The organism is Pseudalkalibacillus salsuginis (assembly GCF_021646685.1).
Taxonomy (GTDB): Bacteria; Bacillota; Bacilli; order Bacillales; family Fictibacillaceae; genus Pseudalkalibacillus; species Pseudalkalibacillus salsuginis.
Map to the genome: position 1 here is coordinate 908077 of NZ_JAKJHW010000001.1, position 21281 is coordinate 929357.

Consider the following 21281-nt stretch of genomic DNA (forward strand, 5'->3'; position numbering starts at 1 on the left):
AAATTAATGTGGGCAAAGTGGGTCTTTCAAAAGACTTTACGATAAGAAATACGGGTTAACCTGATAAACCTTTTTTCTACCCTCCTTTTTCCGAATGTAACCACGATCCTCTAAATCAAATAATGTATTTTTCAAATGTTCTGCTCTATAAAACCGTTTTCTTGTGAGCATTTGTATTTCTCTATACTCAATTACGGATTTTTGCTTTTTTTTAATGACATTCAACAAATATTTAACGTCTTCTGTTCTTCTATCAGCCTTCATACAATCATAAGCAGCTTTGGCATGTTCTATAAAATATTTTGTAAGCTGCCGTGCTCTAGAAAAAGTCAGCTCGTTAATCTGTGGTGATATTTCTTCAATTTTCGTATTACTAAAAGGTAATTCGTTTGCGTAATCAGCTACATGTAATAAACCTGCAACTCGTATGATCTGACCCGCCAACTTACTTCCCCACTCCTTCATCTCTGCCAAATCACCCCCTTCCAAGAACATACTTTCCACATCTTCCCTCAACGTTTCCTCTAACCTTCGTGCGTTTTCATCAAGTGTAAGCTGGATAGGATCAGGTACTTCAAAACTTAATAAATTCCTAATCGTTGTAGAATAAGCATTTTTCACTTCTTCCTTTATTGACTCTGGTCTTATTTTACGGTTTCCGACCAGTGATTTAGGAAAAGAATATAGAAACCTAGGCATCAACCCCCTTTCTTGAAAACTAGGTGGAGTATCCTGCACAACGTGGGGCTGTACAAATAGTCCAATAGTCAGAGCAGGATTTCGTAAAACCTTAGCAGCCCTCCCTATCCGATCAACTGCACAATAGTCCCCGCTGAAGCCTTTTAAAAATATTTCAATATTCGCTTTTCCATCGGAAGAATATCGTCCAGCCATAATACTGAAAATCCCGCCTCCTTCTGCCGATAAAATAGCCATTTTTTCATTATTTTCAGCTAATAAATCCGCAAGTTTTTCCGGCGTTACATCTTCTGTTATATAACGTGGTATAGTGAGTAACTTTTCTTCTTGTATTTCGTTGGTTAAATCCTTAATTTCCTTTAATGTTGCTTCTTCCCCATTTTTTGCATACTCTTTTTCATGTCGCTCTAATCGTTTTCGTTTTGCTTTTAATATTGCTTTTTGTTTAGAGACTTTCAGACCCAACCGCTCTCTTTCTTGTTGTTCAAAAATTGTTATCGGCTCTTGCAAAGCTTTGAACACAGCACTTTTACGATTACCCGAAGGGAGTGATATAATAGAATATGTGTTCAAAGATTCACTCCATTCTCCTGATAACTTTACGTAGAATTTTTTCATCAAGGTTGTTGATAAAACAGATATTGTTGCCATACCAGCTGCATCTATGGGAGTTTGTGTAGACTCAGCCACCCCTTTGACATAATCCCGCAACCAAACAGGGAACACATGTACGGGAAAGACAGGTAGTTCATATTCATCTATAGGAACAGGCTTTACCCATTGTACTCCCTCCTGCTTCATCTCTGATTTTTTCCCTTCTTTCAAAGATTCATATTCAGCCATTTGTTGGATGTTTATCCCCATTCATTCCCCTCCCTTTCAATCGTTCTATCTCGCGTTTTAGAATACTATTAAACGTAGTCTCCATTACTTTCTGTGACTCTGGAGGGGTATTCCGTTCGTTCCATAAGAGCATTATTTCATATGCTACAGGAGCGGCTATACCATGTCTTAATAAATAACCGGCAAGAGAGGCTGCAGACATGTTACGATTTCCCTCAGGAACACCTTTAAGAATTTCTATCCAATAGCTTGCAGGTTTCTTTATCTTCTTCTCCTGCTGTGGATCTCCTATTAGTCGGAATAACCATTCCGGTATATTTGCTAGTGGACTTTTATCTGGACGACTTGATACTTCCCATTTATAACGCTGACCACTAATATGAACAGAAGGAGATACTACAATATAACCACCATCCCCTCTGATATCGATACCTGGTAAAATGCCAACCTTATTTTTAATTCGCCTATAAGGAGATGTTTTAAATAGAATATGTCGACCATCGCCGCCTGTAAGTGCTTCAACTGTTTGAGGAAGTCTGCCGTGTTCTACCATCAGATTGTGGAATGAGTCATCTCCTCCATTACGAGGATCTATATCTAAAGCAATAACTCCACTTATACTACCAGTTGGGATGCCGATATTCGCCTGAGGCCATTTCTTCCACCATTGATTGATCAAATGTAGATCTCTTGTTGCTGCATGAACCCCTTTTGCTATAAGTGGGTGCTTCCCTTCACTGCCACATTGTCTCCCACAAGTGCAATTATCAAATGAAATACCGTGTAAAGGAATCACTGGCCAGCCTAAACTTTGAGTGTAGGCTATGGCTGATATATGCATTTCTGAATAAGAAGAAATTATTGGTACACCCTCCTTCCATGGTTAATTACCTTTTTCATTTTTGTACTCCTGATCACTTATCCAATCATCAATTGAATGACGATCAAATATCAGTACTCTTTTGCTTAATCGAACATGGGGAATTTCTTTCTCACGTACCAACTGGTAAACCAAATCCTTAGACACACCTAGATACTCCGCAACTTCTGCAACTCTCATTTTTATACGCAATTAGACCTCTCCCTTAGGATCATTTTTCAAATTATCGATGATATTATGGATTTCTTTTTTCTTTTCGATAGATAATTCCTTACGCAACAACCTGCTGAAATTGCCCTCATGTATCCCAACTGCTTCCGCTACTTGCCAGTGTTTTAATCCTGCCTTACTTATTGCCTCTCTGAGATCTTCATTCTTCAATATCTATCCTCCTGTTGATTTTAATGATGTTGTTGATATATACTTAAATTATCATTAAATTTAACGATATTTAAGATATTTATAGCTTTATATCGTTAAATTACGTTAATTTTTATTTTTTGGAGGGATTATATTGGAACTTATTTATGAAACAATTCATCATAGCGGTCAGATTAAAATGGAAAGTACAACGAGTCTGAAAGACATAAAACAAGAAACTATTCCAAAAGAGGTAGATGAAAAATGGTTAAGAGGGATGAATAGGCGTTCGATATACGAAAGCCTTTTTGTCCAACAATTCATTAAATCTCCTATAGCAATGACAAATTATGATTTCTTTGTGCAACAGCTAATAAAGATGGACACGCCGTGCCTTTTCAGTATGGTTGATGATTATAAAGATATAAGAAAGGATACAAAGGGGATTGCCAAAGAATTCGCCTCCTTAGAGACAGATAAGGAAATCCTAGCATTTGCAAATAAATACGGTTTGCTTGGGATTTTAACTCAGCCTTCTAGTGGTACCATCGACTATTATTATCCAACTGTGTTCGAACCTGTTTACTTTTGGCGACATCATATTAAAGAGGTCAAAAACTTACTAAAAATATATAGCACATTGAAAAAGAAAAATATTGAAACAAACACAGATATTATTGGTGATATAGTAAACTACAATTCATCTGCACAAGGAGACTTTGAATGGATAGATGGAGGAGAAAAAATTCCAGTTTATATATATGAGGAAGACTTAACCACACGAGAGGATATTGATCACTTAGATGAACTTGCTGGAGTTCACATTTTAGGCAATGTGATAAGAAATAGAATGAAGAACACCATTAATTTAGATTTTGGTGATATTGTTCCTTCCCAAAAATCCTCTATTGGGTTTAGGTTCAAAGAAACTTATATCACTAATTATTTATTGGGGGCTATTTATTACGATTTATGGACCCTCATAAGTAACAATGAAAATGTTTTATTTTGTCCATACTGTGGAGACCCATTTACAAAGTCTGGGCGGAAAAAGTTTTGTTCTGACTCATGCAGAGTCATGGCCCATAATGCAAAAAAGAAAGGGGATAAATAATGTGGCTGGAAGTATAGAAAAACGGGGGCAAGAATCTTGGAGACTTATATATAGCCTAGGTTATGATCAACACGGTAAAAGAATTAAGAGAACCAAGACAGTGAAATGTAAAACAAAAAGTGAAGCAAAAAAAGAATTAGCAAAGTTCATTACGGAAGTTGAAGCGGGTGAATATATCGCTCCCGAAAAGATGAAATTTGCTGCTTTTATAATTGAATGGGAAAAGAAATATGCTGAAAAACACCTCAGCCCTGCGACTATAACTTCATATCGAACTCATTTGAAGAATCGGATTATCCCCTATTTTGGCCATAAGAATTTAAGCCAAATCAAGCCAATTGATATTGTTAATTTTCTAGAACACCTTCAAGAGGAGGGTCAAAGACAAGACGGGAAAAGTGGGGTGTTATCTTCTTCATCAGTAGAATATAACCACCGAATATTGCGAAATATTTTTTCCAGGGCTGTAGAATGGCAATTGATAAAGAAAAGTCCTGTTGAAACGGTTAAGAAACCTAAAAGGATACAAAAAGAAACATCGGTATTTAGCCAAAAAGAAGCAACGGAAGTTTTCACCCATTTAAGAAAAGAAAAGCCGATGTGGAGAATAATGGTTATACTTGCCTTAACTACAGGAATGAGACGTGGAGAGCTGTTAGGACTGGAATGGAAAAATGTTGATCTCGAAAAAGGCACTATACAAATAAAACAAACACTCACATATACGAATAAACAGCACATTGTTAAAGAACCCAAAACGAAAAACTCTATTAGAATGGTTTCACTTCCTGCATCCCTAATCGAAGCTTTGAAAACATACAAACACTTTACAAATAAAGAACGAATGAAAGCAGGTGACCATTGGGAAGGTGGGAATTATTACTTCCTTTTTTCTTCCTGGCATGGCAAACCATTGCATCCTTCAAGTGTAACAACATGGTGGAAACGTTTTATTAACAAGAATAACCTCCGTTACATCCGATTTCATGATCTACGCCATACATCTGCTACTCTACTGATTAATCAAGGTGTTCACGCAAAAACAATCAGCAGCCGCTTAGGTCATGCCGATATCCGTACCACCATGAATATCTATGGCCATGCTTTACAAGAAGCAGACCAGGAAGCAGCGAATCATTTTGATTCTTTTTTTATGAATAGTGCTTCAACTAATTCTTAGAAAAAAGTTTAAAGATTGATGTTATTTTTCAGTGTTTACCCATAACATACCGTAAAAAAGGAATCTATTTTCATAGGTTCCTTTTTTTGTGAATAAATGATTAAATTATGTGGAGACTTTCTCATTAGCCATTTCTTTTTGCATATTATCAGTCTTTTCCATTTCTTCTTTTACTTTAGAGATAATTTGCTCTCCCACTGAATGTATAAACTCCAACTTTATTTGACTATTCCATTCTTCATCCACTTCTGCTTTCTCAAAACTGTTAATGATACCTGGAGTTATTAATTTATACAAAATTAATGTAAGAAGAATTTTCTCTTTATGGCTTTCTTCAAAAGCAATTTCTCCTTCATATTCAATTAAACGAACATTTCCTTTTTGAGCTAGCTCAAATAAAAAGTTTTCATTCTCATTAAAACTTATACTTAATCTTAATGATTTCAATGTATCATCACCGAAAATAAAGGCTAGAGTACCTAATAAAGCAGAGATTCGTTCTCCTTCCCCTGACATTAAATGTGCATTATCTATTGCAGCACCACTATATCCTGTGAAAGATTTTATAGTCATAGTAGGACTTTCAGATAAAATCTTATCTCCAGTTAAGAATTTACTTAAAAGCCAATAATATGTACTATCCGATATATGGAATGCTGGGGGAAGCAATGTAGTTGAACCCCATATCTCATCTTTCATTAAATCCTTTAAAATGAAATTTAATTTATATTGACTTTTAGTAAGGTTCATATATATTGCAGCGTATACAGAATCCTCATTTTCAAAAAATAAAACATCGGTTTCAACTTTATTTATTCTATCTGATCTATCCAACCACTCATCATTCTGACTTTTTACAATATTCTTTGCTCTCTCAATATATGCGGTTAAATAAATGTATTTAAATTCTAACTGTTCATTGTAAATAATTTTATTTACACCTAGCGTTTCTTCCGCACTGCCTGGCAACCATCTTTTCCGAAGAGTATCCCCTTGCGGCCATTCCCCTCTTTCAGGCCTTGCATCCAAGTTAGAATTTTCAAAAAGTTTTTTAGACGCTTCTTCTATATTTGGAATATTGTCTAATTGAACTAGTATAACCGGAAATTCCATACTCAACTTCCTTCCTCTAGAATAATTTTACATGATTTCAAATCAGTTTTGACAAAAATATTCATAACCCAATCAAAACAAATTCTAATAAATTTACTTTTAGAGTTGATTCCAACTTTAATGCTTATATAACCGTCTCGTTTAAAATTGGAATTAGCCATAATAGAAAGTTTCCCGTCCATGGTAGTACTCCAGTCACTTTCTGATAACATGTCTAAAAAATTTAAAGATATTTCTCCAGGACGTTTATATAATTCAATCATTTGGGGACTACCATTAATCTGAGGCTCAATTGAAAGCCACTTTGGATGCCAAATAATACTCACTCTTATACCTTTTAAAATTAAATCAAACAACCATTTAACGTATGTAATCTTAATTTTTCCATTTAGTTTTATATGCGTTGGGCTTTGCATTCCTATTTGTTCTTCATCAAATGGAATAGAAGTTATGTTTTGATTGCTTTTATAATCGCTAATCGAAATCTTAATTTCTACAGGTTTTTTGAAAAGTTTCGAAAGTATGATCACTGCAAAGTTATACAAAAAAGTAAGAAGTGCCACATCTATAGCTCCGTAGATGGTGATTGGAATATTCTTTTTTGCCATAAAAGAAGCTAAATCAAAAGCTAAAAGATTATCTGCTTTCGTATATAGATAAGTGAATGGACGAATTTCTAAAAACCATACCAATATTAAAACCAATGGGATAGACCCTGCTTGTAGGAGCCATTTTATGAATTTAAATGTATTAGTCAAATCAAACAACCCACTTTAGTAACACAACATTTCTCCAGCAGTATCAAATAAATCTTCGGCGACGAATACAATTCCGTTATTTCTAAAAACTATCCTATGGTTTTCGAAGGTAAAGCTAACAGATTCAAATTCTACTCCATACTCTTCTTCTAGTCTGTTAATTTCATTAAAAATATGTTTTTTACATATCTCTTTATCTGAATCTGGTTTTGATATTTTAAAGATATATTCATTTATTTGTGTCAATTCTTCTTCAGGAAGATCCATATTAATTGTAAAATTAGGTCTGCATCCTATCGATCCAATATTTTCAATGATTTCAACAAAATGTAGAGAAGTCATAATGAACTGTTGTGTAAGTGTAAATGGAACTTTTTTCATAACATGCTTCAATTTATTTTTTTCATAATCATATTTGATTCCAATAATATCAGTATTTTTAAATTCAACAACATTATTTTCACCAAAAATCTCACTTAGTGAACTGAACCCCTTTTGATCAAATAATTTAAACATCTTTAATTGTTGTTCCACCATCCAACATATCACCTCTCTTTAGTTTGTTTTCTAAATTTTTCTTATTAAGAATATCATTATATATATTTATAAACAATTATTTTAATTACATTTATTCAAATAATTGTTAATTTTATTTATATCACCAAATTTTATAAACGTTCTTCACTTATTAAAATAATTAAATATTGTCCCCAGATCGTCCCCAACAACCCTGTTATAATAAATTTGATTAAAAACTGTACCAATAAAAAAAGCCCTTTTATCAAGGACTTGTAGTAATCTGTTATGGTGGAGCATAGCGGGCTCGAACCGCTGACCTCTTCGCTGCCAGCGAAGCGCTCTCCCAGCTGAGCTAATGCCCCTTATTTGTTGTACTGTTAGTATATCCAAAATTACTCACATATTGTATTGTACTTCGTTCCAGGGAATTCGTCAATTGTATGATTAAAAGAAAAAAGGTCGATCTTTTGTAGCGCGGAGAAAATGGACATCCATGTCAACGTACGGTATTAGGGGGACTTAGACGCTGGTCGATAAATTCCATATTATCCACGGGGATTATTCGTCCATTTCGATCCTTGTAAACGATATGGTCCCTTGTAAATTTTTCCGGTGTATCTATTCCTACAGATGCCGCCAGAAAGAAGAGACCTTCACGTAAGGATAATATGTAGTTGCATACCCTGTACGACTTCTCTTCTATAATCAATGCTTTTTGCAACTTAGGATCTGTGGTAGCAACTCCGACTGGACAATTATTCGTGTGACATACTTGTGCTTGGATGCATCCAACCGAAAACATCAGTCCTCTGGCGATATTGACAAAGTCAGCTCCTAAACTCAATGCTACAGCCACTTTGTCAGGCGTTAAAAGCTTACCAGATGCAAAAATTTTCACTTTATGACGGATACCGTATCTTTCCAGTGTGTCATGAACGAAAGGCAGAGCGGTTTTGATCGGAATCCCGGTTGAATCAGCAAGTTCCTGGTAGGATGCCCCTGTTCCCCCCTCGCCTCCATCCACAGTGATAAAGTCTGGGTGTTTCCCTGTTTCTTTCATATATGCGACCAGTCTTTCAAAATCATTGGTGTTCCCCACTACCATTTTGATCCCTACGGGTTTACCACCTACTTCTCTCAATTCGGTTATGAAGTCCAACATTTCCTCGTTATTCCCGAATTCCTTGAACCGGTTAGGGCTGTCAATGGATTTCCAGGGTTCTACATTACGGATTCCAGCGATTTCAGGAGTTACCTTGGAGCCATCAACATGTCCTCCCCGGGTTTTTCCACCCTGGGCCAGTTTCAATTCAAACGCTTTTACTTCTTTAAGATCACTCTTCTTTTTGAATTCTTCCCACGAAAACTTTCCGTCTTTGGTGCGGACCCCAAAGAGTCCCGGTCCTATTTGGCAAATGATATCGCATCCGCCTTTTAAATGATAGTCAGAAAGTCCCCCTTCCCCGGTGTTCATCCATGTGCCTTTGGCTCGGGACAAGCCTATGGATAAAGCAGTAAGCGCCCGATCACCAAGGGAACCGAAGCTCATGGCGGATTGGCCTACCAGACCTCTTACTTTGAAAGGATGGCGGGATGTCCTTCCACCGATGACAGGTGAATCCTCTTCGTTCAATAAGAAGGGATCGGCCTGGATCTCTTCCCTATGTTCTTTACGTAGAAACAAATTATCCTTTTCAATCTGATAGATTTTGGTTTTCACCTTATCGTCATTATCTACCCTTAGTTCATTTCTCTGTTTGGGGAACATAGTATTCCGGATATAAAAACCTTCCTCTGAAAAGTTCCGTTCTGAACCGAAACCGAGCATCCTGGATTTATACTTCCCGGCTATCACTGTGTTCTTGAACTCCCTTCTTGAGAAAGGTGTTCCTTCATTATCATTCAGAAATAAGTATTGCCGGAGTTCGGGACCCATCTTTTCTAATATATATCTCAATTTCCCGAGAATAGGAAAGTTCCGTAACACAGCATGTTCCTTTTGTTTCTGATCGGTCCACCACAAAAACAGGACAAGCGAACATGGCACAACAAATAAGAATAGGAGAATCCCGATAAGGAATACGAGTATGAGGATATTCTGATCCATTTAAAACCACCTCATTAAACCAAGAAATTTGCCATACAACGGAAAGAACCGCATGTACCGAAAGCCCTTCACCAGTCCGATATTCCTTTATCGAGAAGAGATAGTGAGGCTTTAAAATAAACGTTTTAGTGCTTTTCTTAGCGGAGGCATATCTATTTCATGTTCCTTAAAGAATTTTTTCATGATATGCTTCGAGTAACCTGCAGCCTGTCCGTATGTGATTTTACCAGGTAAAGGTGGCTGATCCTCGATTATCACATCGATGATGACCGGCTTCTTCTCTCGGGCAGCCTTTTTAAAGGTGTCACTCAACTCACGATGGTCTGATACTCTGTATCCTTCACCCCCGCAAGCTCTAGCAAATGCTGCAAAGTCGATATTTTCAAGATCCGTCCCATACTCCAGATGACCTTGTTCTTCCTGCTCGTATTTGATCATCCCGATCTTTTGATTATTCATGATCACCACAATGATGGGCATGTCGTATTTAACCGCTGTGACAAAATCATGCATGACCATGGTAAAACCGCCATCGCCACAAACGGTCACCACTTGCCGTCCTGGATAAGCAAAGCTGCCTGCAATTGCCCCTGGCAACCCACAACCCATCGTCGCCATCCAGCTTGAGATAAGAAATTTTTGGTGAGTGATCTTGAAATGTCTGGCCATCCACACCGTGACATTTCCGACGTCTACCGATAAGATTGCATCATCATCAACCACTTCTTGTAGCTTCGGGATGACTTCTTGGGGTTTTATTGGAGACGAAACTTGGTTTTCTTCCTTTTCAATATGTCTCCACCAATTCACCATATTTTCTTGACATTCTTTCAGGAAGGTCCTCTGTTCCTTCATTGGCAGTTGATCGTTCCATTTTTGAAGGGCGATGGATGAATCTCCAACAATGCCTACCGTCACTGGATATCGTTTTCCGATCTGGCTTGGATCAAGATCGATCTGAACGGCTGGAGCTTTATCAGGCAGAAAATCCCTGTAAGGAAAAGAGGTACCGATCATGATAAGTAAATCTGTTTCTTCCATTGCCTCATAAGCTGGTTTCGTTCCAATTTGCCCGAGCTGACCAAGGTTATACGGATGTTTGTCAGGTAAGGTCCCCTTTGCCGGTAAAGTGAAAATAATAGGCGCAGCAATTTTTTCTGCAAACCTTACTAGCTCATCCCTGGCTTTGTTAGCTCCTGTTCCTGCAAGGATGACTGGCTTTTTCGCCTCTTTTATGTACTTCAAGCCAGCATCCAGGTCCTCGTCAGAAGGAATTTGCTTTGAAACAGAGGTTGTCTCCGTCAAGTTCGGTGTATAACCTTCGATCTGTTCCATTGGAATATCATCTGGAATGATCAAGACGGAAACACCTTTTTCAGCATACGCCTTACGGATTGCTTGGTCGAGTAATGATGGAAACGATTCTGGAGATGAGACCCTTTGGTTGAATACCGATACATCTTCAAACAATTTCTCAAGGTGAACTTCCTGAAAAGCATCATGGCCTACTTTATCCGTAGGGACTTGTCCAGCTAAGACCAATACAGGTGCACGGTCTGCTTTTGCGTCATATAGGCCGTTGAGTAAATGGATCGCACCTGGACCCCCGATCGAAAGACAGACTCCGATTTTACCTGTCAATTTCGAATAAGAAGACGCAGCTAACGCACCTACTTCCTCATGCCTTACTTGAATGAATTCGATCCTTTCTTTTTGTACTCTAAGATGTTCGACAAAGTTGTTGATCGAATCCCCTGGTAGTCCAAAAATATGTTTGATATCCCAATGTTCAAGAACTTCCGCTGCTACCTTTCCTGCTGTATGCTTCATTTCTGTTCCCTCCATATGCCTTATGCCTTTTCTAATTGATTACCACAAAGCATCAGGAGTAAAACAAACCGATATATCCAAAGCTATCTTACATCTGTTTTTTGGGGGGTCCTAAAGTACTTGTAGCCCCTGCTGAGTACCTCTTTTATACTAATACAAATGGCTCACTTAATCTGGTATTGATCAAGATCTCCAATTCTTCTGTTCTCTTTTCGCAATAGGAGGATCCGTTTATCAGTTCCTGGTCGATATATCCTGGATGGCACATAACCTCGACATTGGAAACGTCTCCTATCCTTTCGTGTAACGTGGAAAAATAGGCTTCAGTAACATTTTCCCTGATAAAGTCACCATAGAAAACATCCGTCAACAGTTTTACACCGGGTACCTTTTCACTATAAAAAACATTGCGTACTGGCATATCATATTTTTTGGATAACCTTTTTACGATTGGGAGCAGTTCGGGGTGGTTGTGCATATGATGATGACTGTCAAAGTGAGTGGGTTCCAATCCCAACCTTAGGAAGTGTTCAATCTGTGCTTCCCATTCTTTATCGATTTCTTCCAGTTTAAGATCCTTTTGAACATCCCTCGTCAGGATAAATTGGCCGTCATCATTCGTCAATGAAGGGACATTTGGGGAAATAGCGTCTCCACAGGTCAGAGTTAGATGAATGCCCACACGTAAACCGGGATTGTTTTTCGCCAATTCTACTGCATGCTCTGTTCCTGGCATGTTTACGAACATCGTGGTTGAATTCACAATCCCATATTTGTAAGCATCGATGATTCCATGGTTGACTCCTCTGGAATATCCGAAATCGTCCGCATTTACTATCAACTTAATCATGACATAGTCGCCCCGCCCTTTTTTCTTCATTGTAGATGGAGCTATTGAATAGATAAAGTATTATGGATCATTTATTTCCTGAATTCACCATCAAGATGAATTGGACGAGGAAATAGGATAAGATCCCATAGACGATCAAGGCAAATATACTCGTCAATTCCAGTTCATACCGCCCTTGAATGGAAGGCGACGGAAAGATATTTTGAAAAGGTGATAATAGCGGAATGGTCAAATTATAAACCCATTGGACAAATGGTGTAAATGGATTGGCACCGAAAAGCTTCAGGACAATACGTAATAGGATGAGTGCTTCGATAATGCCCATGAACAGGTTGACCAAATAAATGCCAAACGGCCTTCGCTTCATCTTCATTCCTCCTTTCAATAAGTTTCTATCAATTAAGATATGGTTATACTGCTAATAATGACACTACTTGACCATAGGTGAATGGAATGAAAACAATCACTTTGCAATATTTACGGCTTCCGCCTATTGTGCGGTTAATCATCATCGTTTTTTCTGTCATTTTTATTTTTGGAATGACAATCCATTTCATTGAACCAACCAATTTCCGGTCGATCTTTGATGGGGTCTATTGGGCGATCGTTACAGCTGCAACGGTAGGATATGGCGACTTTGTTCCAAAAACAGGGTTGGGAAAGTTGATGGCGATGATGTTGATACTGTCTGGAACCACTTTCCTTACTTACTTTTTTGTACAGGTGGCTGGATATACGGTGAAACGCCAGGCCGGACTCATCAAAGGTGATATGGCTTTTGAAAAAAGCGGCCAAATCATCATTATCGGTTGGAATGAACGGGCAAAAGACTTGATTGAACAGATTCACAATCAAAATCCGGAACAAAAAATCGTCCTGATTGATCGGACACTTCCCCAGAATCCGTACCAGTTTGGCAATATCCATTTCATTCATGGAAAACCATTTGAAGATCTGACCTTGCAGAAAGCCAATGTCCAAGAAGCAAAAACAGCCATTTTGACCGCAAACAATCAGGTCAGTGAAGAACAGTCCGATATGGATGCTATCCTTACTTTGTTATCAGTAAAAGGAATTAGTTCTAGAGTGGTAACGATCGTTGAGATATTAACACCTGCTCAATATGAAAATGCGAAACGTGCAGGTGCGGATCATATCATTAACACATCGAATATTGTGAGTACAGCCTTTTTTGAAAACCTTCGTTATTGAAGAAGCAGTTCCTCCAAATCCCGAATCATCTCTTCACCTAATTGAATCCACTTATCATCAATGGATCCATCCGGATCCTGGGGTTCAGAAAATTGGTTGAAGGAAGCGGCGGCATTACCACCGACACCCGTATGGTCATCAAGCCCTCTCTGATAGACATGGTGCAGGAGATAAGGGGTTCGGATACTGACGATACAGTCATTTTTATCAAGCTCTCCCTTAATCGCCTGAAAAGGGACCCGAAGATACATATAACCTTGTTCGTCATCAAGCTTATAATCGAATGTACCGTGATCGTAGTCCCAGCCCCCGCCGATGTCATACCCTAGTGGTTTGAGGGTATATTCCAGTTCATTCAGTTCAAACTGTTCTCCATCTAATTTAGATTGTATTTGAATCATTTTCCGTTTCTCCCTTCAAGAAAACTATATCTTTATCGTAACCACTCTCCTCTCTTTTCATTAAAAATGTGCCGACCGAAAATTCGCGACACACCTACGGGATAAGGGAGACGGAGGGGACCCCGTAATGAAAAGGCTTTGCGTATCGACTAGTCCTGTAAATAAGAAAAACCCACGAAGGAAAAATGAAATTTCCCCGCAGATTTTCTTCGTTCTTTTTTTGAAACAAATAGTGCTGTAAACGTAGTGGACAGCTGTCCCGTTAAGTGGATAAGAGGTTTTTGTAATTCATCGGACTATTGAGTAAATAAGGTCCCCTATGTCCGATAAGTGGTATAAACATTTATTTCAATCGACGTTCCAATTCTTCCTTCAAGTCCTCAAATCCTTGTTTCCCAAGCAACGCAAACATGTTTTTCTTATAGGCTTCGACACCTGGTTGGTCGAACGGATTCACGCCTAACAGGTATCCGCTGACCGCACACGCCTTTTCGAAAAAATAGACCAAATAACCGAAGTGGTATGCGCTGAGTTCAGGTATGTTCACGACAAGGTTAGGCACTCCGCCATCTGTATGAGCAAGCAAAGTTCCTTCGTATGCTTTCGTATTGACGAAATCCATCGTTTTGCCAGCCAAGTAATTGAGTTTATCAAGATTTCCTTCGTCCTCTTCGATTGTAACTTCTTTTTTAGGTTTTTCAACGTTCAATATCGTTTCAAACAGATCACGGCGTCCTTCTTGTACGTACTGGCCGAGTGAATGAAGGTCTGTGGAAAAGTCAGCTGACGCTGGAAAAATCCCTTTGTAGTCCTTTCCTTCACTTTCACCATAAAGCTGTTTCCACCACTCGGCTACATAATGGAGCGCAGGCTCATAATTGACCATCAATTCAGTCGTTTTCCCTTTGTTGTAAAGGGCATTACGGACAGCAGCATACTGATAAGACTCATTTTCGGCCAAGTTCGGATTGTCATATGTGTTCCGGGCGTCCGCAGCACCTTTCATCATCTCCTCAATATTGATTCCAGTAGCTGCAATCGGGAGGAGGCCAACTGCGGTCAAAACCGAATATCGTCCACCGATATCGTCAGGGATGATGAAGGTTTCATAGCCTTCTTGATCAGCGAGGGTTTTCAGGGCCCCTTTCTCGCGATCGGTTGTTGCATAAATACGCTTCCGTGCTTCCTCCTTCCCATACTTCTCCTCTAAAAAGCTGCGGAAAATACGGAAGGCGATCGCTGGTTCTGTCGTTGTTCCAGACTTCGAGATGACATTGATCGAAACATCTTTGTCTTTCAACACATCAAAAAGATCCTGAACATACGTAGAACTGATATGATGCCCGACAAAAATGACCTGCGGCGTATTGCGCTCTTCTTGATTCAACATGTTGTAGAACGAGTGGTTCAGCATTTCGATAGCTGCTCTTGCCCCGAGATACGATCCACCGATCCCGATGACGAGAAGGACTTGTGAATCGGACTTGATTTTTTCAGCTGCTTTTTGGATTCGCGAAAACTCTTCCCGATCGTAATTTTCCGGGAGGTCGATCCAGCCAAGAAAATCGTTTCCGGCCCCTGTTCCGCTATGTAATGCTTCATGCGCTGTTTTCATTTGATCTGTTAGATGGTCAATTTCATGTTGACCAATGAATGACAATGCTTTTGTATAATCAAAACGAATTGTAGATGTCATATTACCCCTCCGTCTTCTATTACTGCTATCATAAATCACTTTATCGGAATGAAAAATTGAAAGCAACCACTTCCCTTAATGTAAACGATTACACACTCAATTATTTCATGCTTTTAATTTTGGGAGGAAAATAACAACGATCAGGAGTAAAAAACTGGTACTTATGATCCCGGTCCAGGCGAAGTGATCCCAAAGTTTCCCGACTGCTGTACTCCCGATTGCCACGCCTACATAGTAATTGATCAGGTAAAAGCTTGATGCACCGCTTTTATGATGTGTGGCTGTCCTGCTGACAAGGGCCGCAGCCATCGAATGGGCGATGAAAAACCCTGTACAGATCATACCGAGTCCTATCAGGATGAGCGGAGTATATTGAATTGCTGTCAGCCATGTTCCGATCGCCAACAAGCTGAGCCCACCGAACATAACCCTTGAAAGGCCGACTGTAGGCGAAATCCGGCCAGCTAATGGAGGGGCTAGAACACCTAGAGCATAGGCAAAGTAAGTGAATGAAATCATTTTCAAAGTCCAGTTGAAAGGTTCGCTATGTAAATAGAACGGCAGGTAGGTCCAGATGGCAGTGAACATCGTTTGCAGAAAAAGCCCCATGATGAACAGGGGAATGAGACGTATATCCGTCAAATGAACAAACATACCTCTTAGATCTGAAACGAGGGAAGCTGATTTTTTTTTGAATAGGCGCTCTTCCGGCAATAAAAAGAGAAAGAGCAGGATGACGATGACTCCGAAACCGGATAAGCTCAGAAGTGTCGTCTGCCAGCTGAAAAGGTCTGTAAAATAACCCGCAAAAACCCGACCGCCCATTCCTCCGAGTGCATTGCTTGCAATATAAAAAGTCATCGCTAGGCTCAAGTGTTGTTTATCGATTTCGTCCCCTAAGTAACCCATCGACGCCGCTGGAATTCCTGCAATGAAAAACCCTTGCAAAAACCGCAAAGCGACGATGAGTGAAAAGCTTTCTGCAAAGGGCATTGCAAATAAAGTAGCGACTGTTATGATGAGCGATAGGTTCATGATTGTCCTGCGGCCATATCGGTCAGCCAGGAAGCCGAGCACAAAGAGTCCGAGGATCATCGTAATGACTGAGGATGATACCAACAGACTGGAGTACGTCGGAGTTATATCGAATTCTTCGACAAACACAGGGAGCAATGGTTGGAAGATATATAAAGCCGAGAAGATAAGTAAGGATGCCACTGCAAGGGCAAGTATGATACGCCAGAACTTTGGACTTTGCTTCGTATATGGGAGTGCTTTTTCATGTTGAACATCCATAATGTTCACCCTTTTGTATTCCGAGAAGGTTAACGGCGGAAAACTAATTTTAACGACGAAATTCAATGGTTTAACGACGAAACTTTGATATTTATCGATGAAACGACAAAAACCTACAAAAAGATTAAAAGAAAAAGGCGTAGGATCCTTTCCCCTCGCCTTTCAAATCCTTATTTCTTGAATGTGTCCGGGAAGCTGGTGATGTCGATTCCCCAAACGGCTGGTAGATATAAATAGATCGCTATTGTTATGATGACGATGGATATAAGATTCAGCCCCAATCCTGCACGCGCCATATCCGGGATCCGCAGATATCCTGAACCGAACACGACTGCGTTCGGAGGTGTCGCAACGGGCAGCATGAACGCACAGCTTGCCGCTAATCCTGCAGCAATCATCAATGCATAAGGGTGAACGGATACAGCTGCTGCAAGTGATGCCATGATCGGGAACATCATGGTTGCTGTTGCCGTATTCGAGGTGATCTCCGTCAAGAAGATCACCATAGCTGTCACAATTGCAATGATCAGAATCAGATTTACCCCTTCAAGTACGGCCAATTGAGTACCAAACCACTCTGCAAGCCCAGACTCCTGGAAGCCGGCTGCGATTGCCAATCCACCTCCGAATAGGAGCAGGATACCCCAAGGCACTCCTTTAGCCGTTTCCCAATCGAGGAGAAACTCTCCCTTTTTCGTTGCTGATGGGATCATGAATAGGATAATTGCTGCAGTCATCGCAATATTCGTATCATTGATGTTTTCATTCAGGTTAACTAAAACGAACGACCTCGAGATCCAAGCAAGTGCGGTCAATGTGAAAACTGTCAAGATGACCTTCTCTTCAAGTCCCATCATACCGAGTGACCTTTTTTCCTTCTGAATCACTTCTCTTCCCCCAGGAAGTTCACGGATTTTCATCGGGAATGCGAACTTAACAAGGTAATACCAGGTGATGGCCATCATGATAATGACAATCGGCACACCGAACATCATCCATAACGCAAAGGAAATTTCGATTCCGTAAGTGTTTTGGATGACCCCTGCAAAAATGGTATTCGGAGGTGTTCCAATCAAAGTTGCAAGCCCACCGATTGAAGCAGAGTAGGCAATTCCAAGCATGATCGCTTTTCCGAAATTGAAATTTTTCACATCCGTATTTTCATGCCCTTCCTTTTTCAACTGTTCAGATACTTGATAGATGACAGCTATGCCGATTGGAACCATCATCATGGCAGTAGCAGTGTTTGAAATCCACATGGAAAGGAAACCAGTTGCAACCATGAATCCGAGGATAATTCGTTCTGTACTCGTACCGATTGCAGATATGATAAAGAGGGCGATCCGTTTATGGAGATTCCATTTTTGCATTGTCAAAGCAATCAGGAATCCACCTAAGAAAAGGAAAATCGTGTTATCACCATATGAGGAGGCAGTGATATCTCCACTCAATCCACCGGTAAGCGGGAAGAGAATCAACGGCAATAAAGATGTGGCGGGTATCGGGATCGCCTCTGAAATCCACCAGGTTGCAATCCATATCGTACTTGCCAAAATCGCCAATCCTTCAGACGAAAGTCCTTCGGGCCGGAAAAACAGGAGTGTTGCAAAGAAAAGCAATGGACCCAAAATCAGTCCGATTCCTTTCCGACTGCCGTATGATGGTCCTTGGCCGGCTCCAGATGAACGTGCAGTATAATTATTCGTGTTTGACTGAGTGGTGGATGACGATCCATTTTGTGTTGAAGAAAGTTTCAATAATTCCTTTGCTTGATCGTGCCATTTCCATAACGTTGTCCAAATAATACGTATTGATTGTTGCATCAATTCCCCTCCTGTCCCTTCATTCCTTTTACATTTCCCTTTACTATTGATGATAAAACGCTTTCATATTAATTTAAAGGAAGACTCTTGTATCAATGAATTAAAAGAGGTGTCCCTGATTGCCCTTCCTTTAAAGGAATTGCATCGGGTCACCCCTTTATTTCTTACAATGACATTTCTAAGATTTTCTCTACATCCGCTTTATTTTGCGGTCTGAAATTCCCGAACTCTCCTCGTGCCATTGCCCGATCTGCCATCAGGTCCATTTTCGAGTCATCAATATCGTAGTCTGCTAAGCGTGCTGGTGCACCAAGAGAGGTCCAAAATTCTTGAATATGATCAATCGCAGCCAGTGCAAGTTCGCGATCAGACTGATCAGATGGATCTACATGGAATACACGTACAGCCAATTGTTTCAATTTACGCTCTGCCTCATCGATATTATGTTTCATCCAATTCGGGAACAAAATTGCTAAACCGCCTGCATGCGGGATATCGTATACAGCTGAAACAGCGTGCTCAATATTGTGAGTTGCCCAGTCACCACGGGCACCCATCTGTAAAATACCGTTCAACGCCATCGTACCACTGTATAAAACCGTTTCACGATGCTCATAGTTTTCAAGGTCTTCAAGCAGCTTTGGTGCCGTTTCAATCACCGTCAGCAAGATCGCTTCAGCCATCCGCTCTTGTAGCTTCGTATTCGTAGCCGGATGGAAATAAGACTCCAGCACGTGAGACATCATGTCGACAATACCATAAACCGTTTGGTCTCGCGGAACGGTTATAGTATTGACGGGATCAAGGATTGAGAATTTAGGGAAGTTCAACGGGCTTCCCCATCCATATTTCTCATTCGTTTCCCAATTGGTGATGACAGAACCAGAATTCATTTCTGACCCTGTAGCAGCTAATGTCAAAATGGTACCGAATGGAAGCGTATCTTTCACTTCAGCTTTTTTGGTGATGAGGTCCCAAACATCTCCATCGTATTTTGCTCCAGCGGCGATGGCTTTCGTGCAATCAATGACACTTCCTCCACCGACTGCCAGCAAGAAGTCAACATTATTTTCACGGGCAAGTTCAACCCCTCTGCGAACAGTGGTTAATCTAGGGTTCGGTTCAACTCCGGACAATTCAGAAACCTGGGCTCCAATTGTTGACAACCGTTCCATGACCTGGTCGTACAAACCATTTCTTTTAATACTTCCTCCACCGTAAACGACCATTACATTTTTACCGTATTGAGGGATCTCCCCCGAGAGTGCCTCTACTTTGCCTTTACCAAAGATCAACTTTGTTGGATTTCGAAATTCAAAGGATTCCATCATACTCCTCCTCTTTATTTTTATTTTTTCAGGATTTTGGTTGGTATCGAGCATTCCTCTTTCGTAAGTACGTTAATATTATCCCGAATTCAATCCATTTAAGTAAAGTAATCTGTTTCACATAAAAAAATGTATAAAGAATGACCATATTTTCTAAAATAAGAAAGAAGTAAATTTTTCCACATTAAAAGGAGGTATAACGCAATATGAATGGACTTCAACGGACAGCGTTAGCATTAGTGATTATTGGTGCCATCAACTGGGGACTTATAGGCTTTTTCCAATTCGACTTAGTGGCAGCGATATTTGGCGGACAAGATTCTGCGCTTTCACGTATCGTTTACGGCTTAGTAGGACTCAGCGGATTGTATTGCCTCACCTTGTTGTTCAAGCCATCTGAAGAGTTTGAACGCGAAAACAGAACTGAAATGACATAAAGAAAACTCGGGCTTTGCCAAGCATTAACGAAGTCTGAGCTATAGTTGCACTTAGACTGAAGAGTATTGAAAAGCGGAAACGCCCTGATCAGCCACGAAGGTCACTGAATGTCCGACGAGGAGGCTCGAACCAAACCAAGTTCGGTTCTGCGTGGGTAACACTTCGACCTAAATCAATGTGTTGACCGCCACAGGAGGGCTGAAGTGATCCAAGTGGTTGGGCGTTGGAGCTAGACAAGGTTACAACTCTGAATTGTACACATGATAACTAGAAAAAGCAGCTAACGACCGGGTTAGCTGCTTTTAGGCTTATTTTTTTAAACGCTTATTCAATTGCGCTTGGCGGTCGTTGGATTCTTTCAACCAAACCTTGAGTTTATCTTCAAGAGTGTTGAACCCTTGTGCGTTATCGTTTTGAGCTGGGCGCTTTCGACGAGGACGCTGTTGCTGTTTTGGCTCAGGCGTATCCTGAGTTTTACGGATTGAGAGGGAGATCTTTCCGCTATTTTCTTCTACGTTCATAACCTTCACTTCTACTGCATCTCCGACAGATAGGTGATCATTTATATCTTTCACGTAATCGTGAGAAACCTCTGAAATATGAACGAGACCTTGATGCTGGTCATCTAGGGCAACAAACGCACCGAACGGTTTGATCCCAGTGACTTTCCCCTCAACTATGCTTCCAACTTCGTATTTCATACAAGTAACAACTCCTACAAATTTTTTAACTTTAACAGTATAACACACAACACGGGTTTATACAAAAGGGATTGTGCGTTCACAAAAGGAAGAAACCACTGGGATGACAATGGTTTCCTACTAATCCAAATGA

General features: G+C 40.0%; 21 protein-coding genes and 1 tRNA gene. 4 read left to right on the forward strand and 18 right to left on the reverse strand.

Going from position 1 to position 21281, the window contains the following annotated elements; genetic code table 11:
- Nucleotides 1-36: 36 nt before the first annotated feature.
- The 4 genes from L1611_RS04560 to L1611_RS04575 are packed head-to-tail and all read right to left on the reverse strand — an operon-like array spanning nucleotide 37 to nucleotide 2803.
- Nucleotides 37-1563 carry a YfjI family protein gene (locus tag L1611_RS04560; protein ID WP_236311898.1) on the reverse strand — a complete coding sequence of 509 codons (1527 nt, stop codon included), beginning with the start codon at nucleotides 1561-1563 and terminating at the stop codon, nucleotides 37-39.
- Complete coding sequence (locus tag L1611_RS04565; RefSeq protein WP_236311899.1) at nucleotides 1535-2383, reverse strand: bifunctional DNA primase/polymerase; 849 nt, start codon at nucleotides 2381-2383, stop codon at nucleotides 1535-1537. The genes L1611_RS04560 and L1611_RS04565 overlap by 29 nt, the downstream gene beginning before the upstream one ends.
- Nucleotides 2384-2425: 42 nt before the next feature.
- The gene (locus tag L1611_RS04570) at nucleotides 2426-2614 is read right to left on the reverse strand and encodes a helix-turn-helix transcriptional regulator (protein WP_322972511.1); all 189 of its coding nucleotides are present in this window, start codon (nucleotides 2612-2614) and stop codon (nucleotides 2426-2428) included.
- Nucleotides 2615-2803 carry a hypothetical protein gene (locus tag L1611_RS04575; protein ID WP_236311900.1) on the reverse strand — a complete coding sequence of 63 codons (189 nt, stop codon included), beginning with the start codon at nucleotides 2801-2803 and terminating at the stop codon, nucleotides 2615-2617.
- Nucleotides 2804-2936: 133 nt separating this feature from the next.
- On the opposite strand from L1611_RS04575, the gene L1611_RS04580 reads away from it, so the two are divergent.
- Nucleotides 2937-3896: a hypothetical protein gene (locus tag L1611_RS04580; RefSeq protein WP_236311901.1), complete on the forward strand. Its 960-nt coding sequence runs from the start codon at nucleotides 2937-2939 to the stop codon at nucleotides 3894-3896.
- A gap of 1 nt (nucleotide 3897) precedes the next feature.
- Nucleotides 3898-5076 carry a tyrosine-type recombinase/integrase gene (locus L1611_RS04585; protein WP_236311902.1) on the forward strand — a complete coding sequence of 393 codons (1179 nt, stop codon included), beginning with the start codon at nucleotides 3898-3900 and terminating at the stop codon, nucleotides 5074-5076.
- 105 nt (nucleotides 5077-5181) lie between these two features.
- Here the strand turns inward: L1611_RS04585 and L1611_RS04590 are convergent, their stop codons facing one another.
- From L1611_RS04590 to L1611_RS04625, 8 genes are all read right to left on the reverse strand, one after another.
- On the reverse strand, nucleotides 5182-6189 hold the full coding sequence (locus tag L1611_RS04590) for a hypothetical protein (protein ID WP_236311903.1): 1008 nt from the start codon (nucleotides 6187-6189) through the stop codon (nucleotides 5182-5184).
- 2 nt (nucleotides 6190-6191) lie between these two features.
- Entirely contained in the window at nucleotides 6192-6947 is a 756-nt protein-coding gene (locus L1611_RS04595) for a hypothetical protein (protein WP_236311904.1), read from the reverse strand.
- 15 nt (nucleotides 6948-6962) lie between these two features.
- Nucleotides 6963-7484, reverse strand: a complete 522-nt coding sequence (locus L1611_RS04600; protein WP_236311905.1) for a hypothetical protein — start codon at nucleotides 7482-7484, stop codon at nucleotides 6963-6965.
- Nucleotides 7485-7752: 268 nt separating this feature from the next.
- Nucleotides 7753-7828: transfer RNA gene (locus tag L1611_RS04605), tRNA-Ala, on the reverse strand.
- Between the two features lie 134 nt (nucleotides 7829-7962).
- Entirely contained in the window at nucleotides 7963-9573 is a 1611-nt protein-coding gene (locus tag L1611_RS04610) for an FMN-binding glutamate synthase family protein (RefSeq protein WP_236311906.1), read from the reverse strand.
- A gap of 111 nt (nucleotides 9574-9684) precedes the next feature.
- Nucleotides 9685-11403, reverse strand: coding sequence for a pyruvate oxidase (locus tag L1611_RS04615; protein WP_236311907.1), 1719 nt, complete (start codon nucleotides 11401-11403; stop codon nucleotides 9685-9687).
- Between the two features lie 145 nt (nucleotides 11404-11548).
- The gene (gene chbG, locus L1611_RS04620) at nucleotides 11549-12253 is read right to left on the reverse strand and encodes a chitin disaccharide deacetylase (RefSeq protein ID WP_236311908.1); all 705 of its coding nucleotides are present in this window, start codon (nucleotides 12251-12253) and stop codon (nucleotides 11549-11551) included.
- A 67-nt stretch (nucleotides 12254-12320) separates the two neighbouring features.
- Nucleotides 12321-12620 (reverse strand): YggT family protein, encoded by a 300-nt coding sequence (locus tag L1611_RS04625; protein ID WP_236311909.1) that lies wholly within the window; start codon nucleotides 12618-12620, stop codon nucleotides 12321-12323.
- 86 nt (nucleotides 12621-12706) lie between these two features.
- On the opposite strand from L1611_RS04625, the gene L1611_RS04630 reads away from it, so the two are divergent.
- Nucleotides 12707-13465, forward strand: coding sequence for an ion channel (locus L1611_RS04630; RefSeq protein ID WP_236311910.1), 759 nt, complete (start codon nucleotides 12707-12709; stop codon nucleotides 13463-13465).
- On the opposite strand, the gene L1611_RS04635 is transcribed toward L1611_RS04630, so the two are convergent.
- The 5 genes from L1611_RS04635 to L1611_RS04655 all read right to left on the reverse strand — a co-directional run bounded on the left by L1611_RS04635 (nucleotide 13459) and on the right by L1611_RS04655 (nucleotide 20009).
- Nucleotides 13459-13866 (reverse strand): YugN-like family protein, encoded by a 408-nt coding sequence (locus L1611_RS04635; protein ID WP_236311911.1) that lies wholly within the window; start codon nucleotides 13864-13866, stop codon nucleotides 13459-13461. The two genes, L1611_RS04630 and L1611_RS04635, sit on opposite strands and share 7 nt — an antisense overlap.
- Nucleotides 13867-14209: 343 nt before the next feature.
- Nucleotides 14210-15562 carry a glucose-6-phosphate isomerase gene (locus L1611_RS04640; protein WP_236311912.1) on the reverse strand — a complete coding sequence of 451 codons (1353 nt, stop codon included), beginning with the start codon at nucleotides 15560-15562 and terminating at the stop codon, nucleotides 14210-14212.
- 105 nt (nucleotides 15563-15667) lie between these two features.
- The gene (locus L1611_RS04645; protein WP_236311913.1) at nucleotides 15668-16858 is read right to left on the reverse strand and encodes an MFS transporter; all 1191 of its coding nucleotides are present in this window, start codon (nucleotides 16856-16858) and stop codon (nucleotides 15668-15670) included.
- Nucleotides 16859-17028: 170 nt separating this feature from the next.
- Nucleotides 17029-18681 carry an SLC13 family permease gene (locus L1611_RS04650; protein WP_236311914.1) on the reverse strand — a complete coding sequence of 551 codons (1653 nt, stop codon included), beginning with the start codon at nucleotides 18679-18681 and terminating at the stop codon, nucleotides 17029-17031.
- A 164-nt stretch (nucleotides 18682-18845) separates the two neighbouring features.
- Entirely contained in the window at nucleotides 18846-20009 is a 1164-nt protein-coding gene (locus tag L1611_RS04655; RefSeq protein ID WP_236311915.1) for an iron-containing alcohol dehydrogenase, read from the reverse strand.
- Nucleotides 20010-20215: 206 nt separating this feature from the next.
- Here L1611_RS04655 and L1611_RS04660 point away from each other — a divergent pair, with 206 nt between their 5' ends.
- A complete protein-coding gene (locus L1611_RS04660) occupies nucleotides 20216-20446 on the forward strand; it encodes a DUF378 domain-containing protein (protein WP_236311916.1) in 231 nt (76 codons plus the stop codon).
- Nucleotides 20447-20755: 309 nt separating this feature from the next.
- Here the strand turns inward: L1611_RS04660 and yugI are convergent, their stop codons facing one another.
- Nucleotides 20756-21148: a S1 domain-containing post-transcriptional regulator GSP13 gene (gene yugI, locus L1611_RS04665; RefSeq protein WP_236311917.1), complete on the reverse strand. Its 393-nt coding sequence runs from the start codon at nucleotides 21146-21148 to the stop codon at nucleotides 20756-20758.
- Between the last annotated feature and the right edge of the window lie 133 nt (nucleotides 21149-21281).

What these genes read in the sequence shown, in the direction of transcription:
- L1611_RS04560 (WP_236311898.1), bottom strand. Translation starts at nt 1,563, where the DNA reads ATGGGGATAAACATCCAACAAATGGCTGAATATGAATCTTTGAAAGAA.
- L1611_RS04565 (WP_236311899.1), bottom strand. Translation starts at nt 2,383, where the DNA reads ATGCATATATCAGCCATAGCCTACACTCAAAGTTTAGGCTGGCCAGTG.
- L1611_RS04590 (WP_236311903.1), bottom strand. Translation starts at nt 6,189, where the DNA reads ATGGAATTTCCGGTTATACTAGTTCAATTAGACAATATTCCAAATATA.
- L1611_RS04600 (WP_236311905.1), bottom strand. Translation starts at nt 7,484, where the DNA reads ATGGTGGAACAACAATTAAAGATGTTTAAATTATTTGATCAAAAGGGG.
- L1611_RS04610 (WP_236311906.1), bottom strand. Translation starts at nt 9,573, where the DNA reads ATGGATCAGAATATCCTCATACTCGTATTCCTTATCGGGATTCTCCTA.
- L1611_RS04615 (WP_236311907.1), bottom strand. Translation starts at nt 11,403, where the DNA reads ATGAAGCATACAGCAGGAAAGGTAGCAGCGGAAGTTCTTGAACATTGG.
- chbG (WP_236311908.1), bottom strand. Translation starts at nt 12,253, where the DNA reads ATGATTAAGTTGATAGTAAATGCGGACGATTTCGGATATTCCAGAGGA.
- L1611_RS04625 (WP_236311909.1), bottom strand. Translation starts at nt 12,620, where the DNA reads ATGAAGCGAAGGCCGTTTGGCATTTATTTGGTCAACCTGTTCATGGGC.
- L1611_RS04630 (WP_236311910.1), top strand. Translation starts at nt 12,707, where the DNA reads ATGAAAACAATCACTTTGCAATATTTACGGCTTCCGCCTATTGTGCGG.
- L1611_RS04635 (WP_236311911.1), bottom strand. Translation starts at nt 13,866, where the DNA reads ATGATTCAAATACAATCTAAATTAGATGGAGAACAGTTTGAACTGAAT.
- L1611_RS04640 (WP_236311912.1), bottom strand. Translation starts at nt 15,562, where the DNA reads ATGACATCTACAATTCGTTTTGATTATACAAAAGCATTGTCATTCATT.
- L1611_RS04645 (WP_236311913.1), bottom strand. Translation starts at nt 16,858, where the DNA reads ATGGATGTTCAACATGAAAAAGCACTCCCATATACGAAGCAAAGTCCA.
- L1611_RS04650 (WP_236311914.1), bottom strand. Translation starts at nt 18,681, where the DNA reads ATGCAACAATCAATACGTATTATTTGGACAACGTTATGGAAATGGCAC.
- L1611_RS04655 (WP_236311915.1), bottom strand. Translation starts at nt 20,009, where the DNA reads ATGGAATCCTTTGAATTTCGAAATCCAACAAAGTTGATCTTTGGTAAA.
- L1611_RS04660 (WP_236311916.1), top strand. Translation starts at nt 20,216, where the DNA reads ATGAATGGACTTCAACGGACAGCGTTAGCATTAGTGATTATTGGTGCC.
- yugI (WP_236311917.1), bottom strand. Translation starts at nt 21,148, where the DNA reads ATGAAATACGAAGTTGGAAGCATAGTTGAGGGGAAAGTCACTGGGATC.